A 12,572-nucleotide genomic window follows, 5' to 3' on the forward strand; every position below is an offset into this window, starting at 1 on the left:
GTTGTAGTCTCCGGAAGTACAGAAAATGTTCAGCTAGTGGAAGAAATGCTTAAAAAGTTACTGAACATTATCCGAAAAAATATTTCCATATCTGAACGAGATGTTGTGTATGCGATTCAATTAGCTAAGAAAAATTCTCTCGAGTTTTTTGAAGATGTATATGAAGAAGAGATTGGTAAAAATGTAAAAGGTAAGACTATTCGTGTTAAGACATTAGGACAAAGTCAATACATTTCGGCTATTAAGAAAAATGATTTGGTATTTGGAATTGGGCCTGCTGGTACTGGTAAAACGTATTTAGCCGTTGTCATGGCCGTTAATGCTCTTAAAAATGGTCACGTGCAGCGTATTATTTTAACACGTCCTGCTGTTGAAGCAGGTGAAAGTCTTGGCTTCTTGCCAGGAGATTTGAAAGAAAAAGTAGATCCGTACTTGCGGCCTCTGTATGATGCATTACATGATGTATTAGGAACAGAACATACGCAACGCCTAATCGAACGCGGAGTTATTGAAATAGCACCTCTTGCTTATATGCGAGGTCGTACACTAGATGATGCGTTTGTTATCTTAGACGAAGCGCAAAACACCACGATGGCGCAAATGAAGATGTTTTTAACACGACTAGGATTTGGGTCTAAAATGGTGATTACAGGAGATATTTCACAAATTGATTTACCAAAAGGAGCTCAGTCTGGTCTAGCGGCTGTCTCGAAAATCCTGACCAATGTTAAAGGTATTTCGTTTGTTCATCTAGAACAGTCAGATGTTGTGCGCCATCCACTTGTGGGACGCATCGTTCAAGCGTACGAACAAGCTGACCAAAAGACCCTTTCTTAATAGGGTCTATTTTTTGTAAAAGGGGGTACGTTTGTGTCAACGTTTCGGATAATCAAGCAAACAATGGCACAGATCGAGCGATTACGGTTAATTCAAATTGGGTTATATGCCTTGTTAGGTGTAATGATGTTTGCGTCTATGTATAGCAATGTAAAGCCGCAGGAATTAGATCTCAGATTACTATCTATTTCTCCGCAAACCATTTACTCACCCGTTACCATTGAAGATAAAGAGAGCACAGAGAAAAAACGGGCAGAGGCAGAACAAGCCGTTGAAGATGTGTATACACAAAAAACAGAATACGCACAGAACCAAGTCGATCTTGTTGCATCTATTTTTGATGCGATGATGGAAGTTAATACAGAATATGAAAAAGAAGATCATGAAGATGACAGTATCGATGCCGTATTAAAAACCAAACAAAAAATGCTAGAGGACAAGCTTCCTGAAGACATTCAAAAAAACTTGCCAAAGGATACCATTAAGCAGCTGCTTCAGTCTTCTAACAGTGATTTATCGATTGCGAAAGATGCTGTAGTCACGGCCGTTCATCATGTGATGAAAGATCAAGTGAAGATTAGCGATGTAGAAGAGAAAAAAGATCAAGTAGAAAGTCAGCTTGTTTACACCAATGTCAGCAATTCTCTAAAGGATTCAATGAATGCAATCGCTAAATTCGCTATCATTCCAAACGTGATTTATGATCCACAAAAAACAGCTGAAAACCGTCAAGCAGCTGTGGAAAAAGTGGAGCCTGTCCGAATCAAACAAGGCCAGATTATCGTAGAAGAAAATCAGCTTATTAATCCTGATATATATCGTCAGCTCCAGCTCGCGGGATTGTTGAATAATAAAGGATCTATTCAGCCTTTTGCGGGGTTAGCTTTGCTGATTGTAATGATGATAGCGGGCCTCATTTACTATTTGCGTGAATTTCACACCAAGACATATCAGCCCTTGCTGTTGTATGTATTAGTAGCAACCATTACGATTGGCCTCATGAAAATCTTAAGCTTGTTTCAGCAAATTGATTTATCAGAAATTGGTTTCTTAGCTCCTGTTGCGGTGGGAGGTTTGCTGATTCGAATTTTAATGGATGAACGCATTGCTATTTTATCAAGCATTGTATTTGCTATTTGTGGAAGCATTATTTTTAATGGTGAATTAACAACCTCGTTTAATATGAACATTGGGATCTACTTTTTAATTAGCAATATTGCTGCTATTTTATTTTTAAGCAGGCAGCACAGACGTTCACGGATTTTGCAGGCAGGTCTATTTGTGGCTATGGTAAACGTAATTATTAGCTTTGCGATTATTTTTATTAAAAATGGTCATATCGGCACTGTAGAGCTTGGCTATTACAGCATGATGTCAATTGCATCTGGTGTTATCGCTTCCGTTTTAGCTATAGGTTTGCTACCGTTTTTTGAAAGTGGATTTGGCATTTTATCTACGATGAAGCTGATTGAATTATCGAGTCCTACTCATCCGCTATTACGCAAAATCTTAACCGAAACACCTGGAACATACCATCACAGCGTAATGGTGGCAAACTTATCTGAAGCGGCGTGCGAAACGATAGGAGCTAACGGTTTATTAGCGAGAGTCGGGGCTTATTACCACGATATTGGTAAAACGAAGCGACCGCAGTATTTTATTGAAAATCAAATGAATATTACTAATCCGCATGATAAACTAAGTCCTAAGACTAGTAAAAATATTATAATCGCACATGCTACAGATGGAGCGACCATTTTGCGGAATCACAAGTTTCCAAAAGAGATTGTAGATATTGCAGAGCAGCATCACGGAACCACTCTGCTTAAGTTTTTCTATCATAAGGCACTCGAACAAACAGAAGAAAAAATTGATGAAAAAGAATATCGCTATCCTGGACCAAAGCCTCAGTCGAAAGAAGCAGCGGTTATTTGCATAGCTGATAGTGTAGAAGCAGCCGTAAGGTCAATGTCCAATCCGACTCCGGAAAAAATTGAGAACTTGGTGCGAAATATTATTAAAGATCGCTTGCAGGATGAGCAGCTTAGCGAGTGTAACGTAACGCTCAAAGAGCTAGAGTTAATTCGCCAAGCACTATGTGAAACTTTAAATGGGATTTTTCATTCCCGAATCGAATATCCAGAGATAAAAAAAGAGAAGGTGAAGGTATGAGTTTAGTTATTGATTTTATTGATGAAACAAACGAAGTAAGTGAAGAACAGCAAAAAGAGCTTGAAAAGCTGCTTGAAGCCGCTGCTATATATGAAAATCTGCAAGAGGATGCAGAAGTATCCGTTACATTTGTGGATAATGATCGAATTCAAGAAATCAATCATCAATACCGCCATAAAAATCAGCCAACGGATGTAATATCGTTTGCGCTAGAAGAAATGGGCGAAGATGAAATGCAAATTATCGGAGATGAGATGCCAAGAGTCCTAGGGGACATTGTCATTTCGATTCCAAAAGCTCATGAGCAAGCAGAAGAATACAATCACTCGTTTATGAGGGAGCTAGGATTCTTAACGGTTCACGGTTTCTTGCACTTGCTTGGATATGACCATGAAACATCAGAAGATGAAAAAGAGATGTTTACACGTCAAAAAGATATTTTAGAACAATATGGACTCTCGCGATAAAAAGGGGATAGCTAAAGTTGTCAGTAGCTTTGGTTATGCAATAGAAGGGTTTATCTATGTTTGTAAAACACAGAGAAATATGCAAATTCACGTAGCAGCTTCTTTCATCGTCCTTTTCTTAGGAGCCGTGCTGTCAATTACAGCTGGTGAATGGGTGGTTGTGCTGCTTCTGATTGCAGGCATGTTCAGCTTGGAGTTAATGAATACAGCGGTTGAAAAAGTTGTCGATTTAGTTTCTCCTGAATATCACATACTAGCAAAACACGCAAAAGATGCAGCCGCAGCCGCGGTGTTGGTCTATGCGTGTTTTGCTGTCCTTATAGGAGGAATTATTTTCTTAAAGTATTTGTTTTAAAAAGGATTCTTTTTGGTTCTTTACACCCCCGTGGTATAATAAAAAAGGACAAGTTAAAAGACCTGTAGAAGCGCAAAAGGAGAGCGGATAAATGGATAAGACCGGACTGATTGATGAGGCGAAAAAAGCTCGTGAAATGGCTTATGTACCGTATTCAAAATTTAAAGTTGGTGCAGCTTTATTGACGAAAGATGGAAAGGTTTATCGCGGCTGCAATATTGAAAATGCAGCTTATAGCATGTGCAATTGCGCTGAGCGTACGGCTTTATTTAAAGCCTATTCAGAAGGTGATAAAGAGTATGCAGCACTTGCTGTAGTAGCTGATACTGATCGTCCTGTTTCTCCGTGTGGAGCATGCAGACAAGTAATCTCTGAGCTTTGTCCAAAAGAAATGAAAGTTATATTAACCAATTTAAAAAATGACATACAAGAATTAACTGTGGAAGAATTACTTCCAGGAGCATTTTCATCGGAGGATTTACATGAGTAATAATGAATTTAAGTCAGGTTTTGTTTCAATTATTGGAAGACCAAACGTAGGGAAATCAACTTTTTTGAACCGAGTAATTGGTCAAAAGATTGCGATTATGAGTGACAAACCGCAAACAACTAGAAATAAAATTCAGGGTGTGTACACGGAAGATCAGGCGCAGATTGTGTTTATTGATACACCAGGAATTCATAAACCAAAGCATAAATTAGGCGACTTTATGATGAAGGTAGCGCAAAATACGCTTAAAGAAGTAGATTTAATTTTATTTATGATTAACGCAACAGAAGGCTTAGGTCGAGGCGATGAATTTATTATCGAGCGTTTAAAGGACACAAAAACGCCTGTTTTCCTTGTGATTAATAAAATTGATGAAATTCATCCAGACGAATTGTTTTCAATTATCACGAATTATAAAGACTTATATCCTTTTGCTGAAATTGTGCCAATTTCAGCTTTACAAGGAAATAACGTGGAGCGTTTGCTTGATCAAATTAAGCAGCGATTGCCGGAAGGTCCGCAATATTATCCGGCAGATCAAGTAACTGATCACCCAGAGCGCTTTATTATTACGGAATTAATTCGTGAAAAAGTACTGCATGCAACGAGGGAAGAAATACCTCATTCTATTGCCGTTGTGATGGATTCTATGCAAAGACGAGATAATGGTGCTGTTTACGTGGGCGCTACAATTATCGTCGAAAGAGATTCACAAAAAGGCATCGTAATTGGAAAGCAAGGAAAGATGTTAAAAGAGGTAGGAAGAAAAGCAAGAGCAGACATTGAAGCCCTTTTAGGTTCAAAAGTATTTTTAGAACTATGGGTAAAAGTGCAAAAAGATTGGCGAAACCGAGCGTCGCATCTCCGTGACTTTGGATTTAGAGAAGACGAATATTAATCATTTGAGTTCTTGTTTGCATTAATTTATATCCCTTCATAAAAGAAGGTAATTTGTAAAAAATTGTGTTACATGATTTTACGTCGGAAGGCTATTCTAAACATAAGGAATTGAAATATGTATCTGATCTTTATGGTTAGAAAGGTGGGAGTTCTATGTTGAATTTTACTTGGAACATTTTTTCACAAACAGGTAGCATTGATACTTATCTCATTTTTAAGGAACTTGAAAATGAAGTGAAAGAAAGACCCGAAACATATGAGGACAACAGCGAAAGTCTCAATTCTCCCTTGTCTTAGCCTTCTGTAAGATGGCGGTGATGATGATTGTTTAAAAAGTGTGAAGGAATTGTCATTCGAACGAATGATTACGGTGAATCAAATAAAATTGTCACCATTTATTCACGTGAACTCGGAAAAGTGGGTCTCATGGCAAGAGGGGCAAAAAAGCCTAGTAGTCGCTTGGCTTCTGTCACACAATTATTTACGTATGGATACTTTTTTATACAAGCAGGTTCAGGAATGGGCACTCTCCATCAAGGAGAAGTTATCTCATCTATGAGAAGCATACGCGAAGATATCTTCACAACAGCGTATGCTTCTTATATTCTTGAATTAACGGATAAAGCTACTGAGAACAATAAACCAAATCCATTTCTTTTTGAGCTGCTGCACCAAACCATTCATTATATGAACGAAGAGTATGATGCAGAGATCTTAACTTTTATTTATCAAATGAAAATGTTAAACGTTCTAGGTCTTCATCCTACATTAAATGAATGTGCAGTCTGCCACCAAGGTGAAGGAACATTTCATTTTTCCATTCGAGAAGGCGGGTTTATTTGTCACCGATGCTTAGAAAAAGATCCTTATCATTTGAAAATTAGTCCGATGACGGTTAAACTATTAAGGCTATTTTATTATATTGATTTAAAGCGGTTAGGTTCTATTTCTGTTAAGCCTGAAACAAAAAAACAATTAAAGTTTGTAATTGATCAATATTACGAAGAATATTCAGGATTGTTTTTAAAAACAAAGCGTTTTTTGAATCAGATGGAGTCTTTAAAACAATCGCTCTCTGATGAGAAATAGAAAAGATAATCAGTGATATGCAAGGAATTGCTGTCGCTAGGGTGCCTCGTAGTGTGTAGAGGACACCCTTTTTACTGTGGAGCGAAGAGGTAGCTTCACTTATTATAAGCGTAATGCCTGCTTTTTTTGAGAAGCCGTGGTAAAATAAACGGCATTCTAAAAAGATAAAATGCTAAAATTAATAAGTTATAGCTTTTACTTTTGCTTAAAAAGTATATAATGTTTTATAAATAGTATGTCACATTTAATGATTAGGTGGTGAGTATAATCGAACTGAACAAACGACAAGAACAAATTTTGCAAATTGTCAAAGACGAAGGCCCTATTACAGGTGAGCATATTGCAGATCAGCTTAGCCTTACGCGGGCAACGCTAAGACCGGACTTGGCTATTTTAACAATGGCTGGTTATTTAGAAGCGCGACCGCGCGTAGGTTACTTTTACACAGGTAAGACAGGAGCACAGCTTCTTACAGATAAAATAAAAAAAATACAGGTGCAAGAATATCAGTCTATCCCGGTGGTTGTGAACGAAAATGTGTCGGTATATGATGCTATTTGTACAATGTTTCTAGAAGACGTGGGGACCCTTTTTGTAGTGGATGAGAAATCCCAGCTGGTGGGAGTACTGTCGCGTAAAGATTTATTGCGCGCGAGTATCGGAAAGCAAGAGCTCACATCTATTCCTGTTCATATTATCATGACGAGAATGCCCAACATTACATATTGCTATCGCGAAGATTTGTTAATTGATATTGCTAAGATCTTAATTGAAAAACAGATTGATGCTATGCCCGTTATTAAAGAGGGAGACGGCAATTTTGAAGTGGTGGGACGCATTACCAAAACAAATATTACAAAATTACTAGTAGCATTAGCAAATGATGAAGTATTATAAGTGAAAAAGGATTAAAAAGGGGATGCACAAAATATGAACAACCCATGTCTTTATGTCATTTCGGATTCTGTAGGTGAGACAGCTGAACTAGTTGTAAAGGCTGCATCAAGTCAGTTCAATATGACGGACTTTGTAATTAAAAGAGTACCTTACGTAGAGGACATCGCAACACTTTCAGAAGTGGTTTCAGTAGCGAAGATGAACAACGCTATTATTGGCTTTACGCTAGTAAAGCCCGAAATGAGAGAATTTTTAATTCAAGAAGCGTCCAAGAACGGGGTAGAGGTATTTGATATTATTGGACCTTTAATTGATAAAATTCAATCTTCTTATCAACTTTCTCCTCGCTATGAGCCTGGAATGGCTAGAAAATTAGACGAAGATTATTTTAAGAAAGTAGAAGCAATTGAATTTGCAGTGAAATATGATGATGGGCGTGACCCGAGAGGCATTCTTAGAGCGGATATTGTATTAATCGGTGTATCAAGAACATCTAAAACACCTCTTTCTCAATTTTTAGCACACAAGCGTTTGAAAGTAGCCAATGTTCCGATTGTACCTGAGGTAGATCCACCAGAAGAGCTGTTTCACGTATCACCTGAGAAATGTATAGGACTTACTATTAGTCCTGAAAAGTTAAACGATATTCGTAAAGAGCGTTTAAAGTCTCTTGGGCTAAACGATAAAGCAATTTATGCTAATATTGGCCGTATTAAAGAAGAACTTGAATTTTTCCAAGGGATTGTAGATAAGATTGGCTGTGAAGTGGTGGACGTATCCAACAGAGCCGTAGAAGAAACAGCAGGTATCATTCTTAATACCATCAAAAAGAAATAAACGATAGATCTCCTCTGTGCGTGACATAAAGGAGATTGCTTTCTTATGTTTGTGTGCTGTAAGCCTAAGAAAATATCCCAAAGATGAATATGACAGAACTTTTAAAAACAAGTGACTTTGGTATAGAAAATATAGATTGTTTATATTATAATAAAAAATTGTGATAAAAAAGAATAGTTTTAGGTTTAGACTTTGTTAAGAACGAATAAACTATTTATATAAAAGTCAAGTCAAAATCGAAAAAAGTATTCGACAAATGCCATCTACAGGAAATAACAAATTGTTAGAAGGAATCTCTGGAGGGATGTAGAATACAGAGTTATAGCAAAAGAAAAAGTAAAGTTTTTGTCGATGCTGATGCATGCCCTGTTAAAGCAGAAATCGTTGAACTTACACATACATATGACATCGATCTTGTGTTTGTTGCTTCCTATGCTCACATGCAAACAAATCCTACACCAGGAAAATGGGTCTATGTGGATGCAGAAAAGGAAGCCGCAGATTTATATATTTTAAATCACGCAGTCAAGCAGGATATTGTGGTAACTCAAGATACTGGCTTAGCAAGCATGTTAGTAAGTCGAGGGGTTTACGCACTGTCTCCTCGTGGAAAGTACTATAATGACGACGAAATGAATACGGTGCTTTTCTTTCGTTATGTTTCTGCAAAAGAGCGACGGTCAGGCCGTCATACTAAAGGCCCAAAGGCATTTAGTGAAGAAGATCGCCAGCATTTCATTCAAGCTTTTGAAAAAATGTTGTCGAAACTTGCAGGAATTTAGCACTTAGTGAAGAATATTATATGAAATACGGAGCTGTTACTATGGCAAATCGAATTCCTGATGAAGTAATCGACCGTATTCGGCATTCAGTAGATATTGTCGACGTCATAAGCGATTATGTACAACTAAAAAAACAAGGGCGCAATTATTTTGGACTCTGTCCGTTTCATGGGGAAAGCACACCGTCTTTTTCAGTATCGCCTGATAAACAAATTTATCATTGCTTTGGATGTGGTGCAGGAGGGAATTCATTTTCATTCATAATGGAATTAGAAGGACTGTCCTTCACGGAAGCAGTTCAGCAGCTTGCTGAAAAAGGAGATATTCCTTTCGAACATGAGATACATCCTCATGAAGAAGATAATCAAAAGCCTAGCAATAAAATGATTGAAGCACACGAGCTTTTAAAGAAATTTTACCATCATTTATTGGTAAATACAAAAGAAGGCCAAGATGCTTATGATTATTTAATAAATCGAGGGTTTTCACGAGAAATTATCGATGAATTTGAGATAGGTTTTGCTTTAGATTCGTGGGAATTTGTAAGTAAGTTCTTAACAAAACGTGGGTTTAATCCGCAAGAGATGGAACATGCAGGTTTAATCATTAAACGCAACCAAGATGAAACGTACTTTGATCGTTTTCGTGATCGAATTATGTTTCCTATTGCTGACTTGCAAGGCAAAACAATTGCATTTTCAGGGCGCCTGCTAAAAGAGATAAAAGGGCAGCCTAAATATTTAAATAGTCCCGAAACTTCTATTTTTAACAAAAGTCGCACACTCTACAACTTTCACCGCGCTAAAAAACATATACGCAAAAATCAGCAGGTTATTTTATTTGAAGGATTTGCAGATGTTATTTCGGCTGTTAAAGCAGGGTGCCCGAACGCAATCGCAACAATGGGAACTGCCTTAACAGAAGAACAAGCCAAGATTATTCGCCGAAATGTAGAGTCCGTTATCATTTGCTATGATGCAGATTCTGCCGGAATTGAAGCAGCGCACAAAGCAACAGCAATCTTAACAAATGTAGGTTGTACCGTTAAGATTGCTGTGATGCCGGATGGTTATGACCCGGATGATTATATTAAAGAATACGGGGCAGAGAAGTTTCAAAATGATGTTATTAATAGCAGCTTGACCTTTATGGCATTTCAAATGAGGTATCTCCGCCGAAAACGAAATCTACAAAATGAATCTGAACGTATGCAATACATTGAAGACGTTTTGAAAGAAATAAGCCTCCTTACGAAAGCTGTAGAGCGAGATCATTATTTACGCCAATTGGCACAAGAGTTTTCCATTTCATTAGATGCGCTTAAAGAACAGCAGTATCAAGTGTATCGAACTGAAAAAAAGAAAAAGGATAATGATTCTCCAAATCGAAATAATATAAATAGACAACCAGTCGTAAAGAGAAGCTTATTACCGGCTTATCAAAATGCAGAACGTTTTTTGATCGCTCATATGTTGAAAGATAAGGATGTAGCATTTAGAATTCAAGACCGACTTCAAGGTCAGTTCAATGTTGAGGAACATCGTGCGCTTGTTCTATATTTGTATGCTTATTACGAGGAAGGACACGAGCCTAATCCGAGCGGATTTATCGAACGGTTGCCCGAGTCTTCGTTGTCTAGTCTAGCTTCAGAATTGGCGATGATGTCAATCAATGATGAATTGTCGGAGCAAGCTTTGAATGATTATGTCCAAACGATATTGATTTACCCACAAAGGTTAGCGATAGAAAAAAAAGAAGCAGAAAAGCAAGAAGCAGAGCGTCAAAAAGATTATTTAAAAGCTGCGACAATAGCAATGGAAATTTTACAGTTAAAAAAAACGTTAAAATAAACGATATTGCGTATTAGTCCCACTTTTAGAAGGTTTTCCTTAAAATTTTGGAAGGAGGGGATCTGATGGCTGAAAAATCAGCTCAATCAAAACAACTTGATTCAGATTTAACAATTGAACAAGTAAAAGATCAATTGACCGAAATCGGAAAAAAACGTGGTGTGCTCACATACGAAGAAATTGCAGAGCGTATGGCGAACTTCGAAATTGAATCCGATCAAATGGATGAATATTATGAATACCTTGGAGAACAAGGTGTTGAAGTAATGAGTGAATCTGAAGCAAATGATGACGATGCCGATCCCGATATTCAAGAACTGTCAAAAGAAGAAGAGTTTGATTTAAATGATTTAAGTGTACCTCCTGGTGTAAAAATTAATGATCCAGTTCGTATGTACTTAAAAGAAATCGGACGCGTTGACTTATTGTCAGCAGAGGAAGAAATCAATTTAGCAAAACGTATTGAAGAAGGCGATGAAGAAGCGAAACGTCGTCTTGCTGAAGCAAACTTACGTCTTGTTGTAAGTATCGCTAAACGCTATGTCGGGCGCGGTATGCTGTTTCTTGATTTAATTCAAGAAGGAAACATGGGTCTTATTAAAGCGGTAGAAAAATTTGATTATCGCAAAGGTTATAAATTCAGTACGTATGCGACATGGTGGATTCGTCAAGCTATTACTCGTGCAATTGCTGACCAAGCAAGAACGATTCGTATTCCCGTTCATATGGTTGAAACGATTAACAAGCTAATTCGTGTTCAACGTCAGCTTCTACAAGATTTAGGTCGTGAACCATCTCCTGAAGAAATTGCAGAAGATATGGACTTAACACCTGAAAAAGTTCGTGAAATCTTAAAAATTGCTCAAGAACCGGTTTCCCTCGAAACACCAATTGGTGAGGAAGATGATTCGCATTTAGGTGACTTCATTGAAGACCAGGATGCAACATCACCTTCTGAACATGCTGCATATGAATTATTAAAAGAGCAGTTAGAAGACGTCCTTGATACGTTAACAGATCGCGAAGAAAATGTTCTTAGACTCCGCTTTGGTCTGGACGATGGACGTACGCGTACGCTTGAAGAAGTAGGAAAAGTATTTGGCGTAACGCGTGAGCGTATTCGTCAAATTGAAGCTAAAGCGCTTCGTAAGCTTCGTCACCCTAGCCGAAGCAAACGTTTAAAAGATTTCTTAGAATAGATAAAAGCGTAAATAACGCTTATGAGATAGCTTCTTTCCTAGAGGAAAGGGGCTATCTATTTTTTTTATGGAATAAATTTCATAAAAACGCATTTTGAAGAAGTATATTGATTTTTTTACCAACTTTTCTTCTTTCATATATTTTACTGAATTGTCCTTCGTTTTGCAAATGCTCCTTTATATTCTTTTGTTACAGAGCATAAGCTGTTCAAATTCCTTTTAAACATCCGAAAAATGGAATCGCTATCATTTTATTCTTGCTTTGATTGGTACTTCTCTATTATAACATGAAAAAATTAAAACGTTTTAAAAGTTGAGAAAATTTACAAAAATGAATTATAATTAAATAATGTAAGCGTATACATTTTTTTAGGGGGAATAAAAATGAATTTTGAATTAACCAATGAACAAAAGATGATTCAACGGACGCTGAGAGAGTTTTCAGAGGCGGAAGTAGCACCGAATGCATTAGAACGCGATCGAAGTAAGCAATTTCCGCTTGATGTTTTTAAAAAGTTAGGTGAGCTTGGGGTAATGGGTCTTCCTTTTCCTGAAGAGTATGGAGGCGGAGGAGCAGATACGGTTAGTTTTGCTATCGTCGTAGAGGAATTAAGTAAAGCATGTGGCTCTACAGGAATTACATACTCAGCTCATGTTTCGCTCGGGGGCGCACCTATTTATTTATTCGGAACAAAGG

Annotated in this window: 14 protein-coding genes; all 14 read left to right on the forward strand. The window is 37.5% G+C overall.

The window, feature by feature from the left end:
- Positions 1-837 (forward strand): PhoH family protein (locus AC1DRF_RS09420; protein WP_477740638.1); only part of this gene is annotated, 837 nt, incomplete at its 5' end.
- Between the two features lie 63 nt (positions 838-900).
- Positions 901-3,009 (forward strand): HD family phosphohydrolase, encoded by a 2,109-nt coding sequence (locus tag AC1DRF_RS09425; protein ID WP_043976703.1) that lies wholly within the window; start codon positions 901-903, stop codon positions 3,007-3,009.
- Complete coding sequence (ybeY, locus tag AC1DRF_RS09430; protein WP_025750544.1) at positions 3,006-3,476, forward strand: rRNA maturation RNase YbeY; 471 nt, start codon at positions 3,006-3,008, stop codon at positions 3,474-3,476. The genes AC1DRF_RS09425 and ybeY overlap by 4 nt, the downstream gene beginning before the upstream one ends.
- Entirely contained in the window at positions 3,460-3,831 is a 372-nt protein-coding gene (locus AC1DRF_RS09435; protein ID WP_043976196.1) for a diacylglycerol kinase family protein, read from the forward strand. The genes ybeY and AC1DRF_RS09435 overlap by 17 nt, the downstream gene beginning before the upstream one ends.
- A 91-nt stretch (positions 3,832-3,922) precedes the next feature.
- Positions 3,923-4,321, forward strand: a complete 399-nt coding sequence (locus AC1DRF_RS09440) for a cytidine deaminase (protein WP_013059226.1) — start codon at positions 3,923-3,925, stop codon at positions 4,319-4,321.
- On the forward strand, positions 4,314-5,219 hold the full coding sequence (era, locus tag AC1DRF_RS09445; protein ID WP_013059225.1) for a GTPase Era: 906 nt from the start codon (positions 4,314-4,316) through the stop codon (positions 5,217-5,219). Before AC1DRF_RS09440 ends, era begins: the two co-directional genes overlap by 8 nt.
- 155 nt (positions 5,220-5,374) lie before the next feature.
- Complete coding sequence (locus AC1DRF_RS09450) at positions 5,375-5,518, forward strand: YqzL family protein (RefSeq protein ID WP_014458193.1); 144 nt, start codon at positions 5,375-5,377, stop codon at positions 5,516-5,518.
- A 27-nt stretch (positions 5,519-5,545) separates the two neighbouring features.
- Positions 5,546-6,310: a DNA repair protein RecO gene (gene recO / locus AC1DRF_RS09455; RefSeq protein ID WP_427075303.1), complete on the forward strand. Its 765-nt coding sequence runs from the start codon at positions 5,546-5,548 to the stop codon at positions 6,308-6,310.
- 258 nt (positions 6,311-6,568) lie between these two features.
- Entirely contained in the window at positions 6,569-7,207 is a 639-nt protein-coding gene (ccpN, locus tag AC1DRF_RS09460) for a transcriptional regulator CcpN (protein ID WP_427075302.1), read from the forward strand.
- A 33-nt stretch (positions 7,208-7,240) separates the two neighbouring features.
- Positions 7,241-8,044, forward strand: a complete 804-nt coding sequence (locus AC1DRF_RS09465; RefSeq protein ID WP_013059222.1) for a pyruvate, water dikinase regulatory protein — start codon at positions 7,241-7,243, stop codon at positions 8,042-8,044.
- Between the two features lie 311 nt (positions 8,045-8,355).
- Complete coding sequence (locus AC1DRF_RS09470) at positions 8,356-8,826, forward strand: YaiI/YqxD family protein (RefSeq protein WP_026106699.1); 471 nt, start codon at positions 8,356-8,358, stop codon at positions 8,824-8,826.
- Between the two features lie 41 nt (positions 8,827-8,867).
- Positions 8,868-10,676, forward strand: coding sequence for a DNA primase (gene dnaG / locus AC1DRF_RS09475; RefSeq protein ID WP_427075301.1), 1,809 nt, complete (start codon positions 8,868-8,870; stop codon positions 10,674-10,676).
- A gap of 65 nt (positions 10,677-10,741) precedes the next feature.
- Positions 10,742-11,875 (forward strand): RNA polymerase sigma factor RpoD, encoded by a 1,134-nt coding sequence (gene rpoD, locus AC1DRF_RS09480; RefSeq protein WP_013059219.1) that lies wholly within the window; start codon positions 10,742-10,744, stop codon positions 11,873-11,875.
- 384 nt (positions 11,876-12,259) lie between these two features.
- On the forward strand, positions 12,260-12,572 hold a 313-nt coding region (locus AC1DRF_RS09485; RefSeq protein WP_477740639.1), incomplete at its 3' end, for an acyl-CoA dehydrogenase family protein.

This window comes from Priestia sp. P5_B4, from assembly GCF_056400385.1.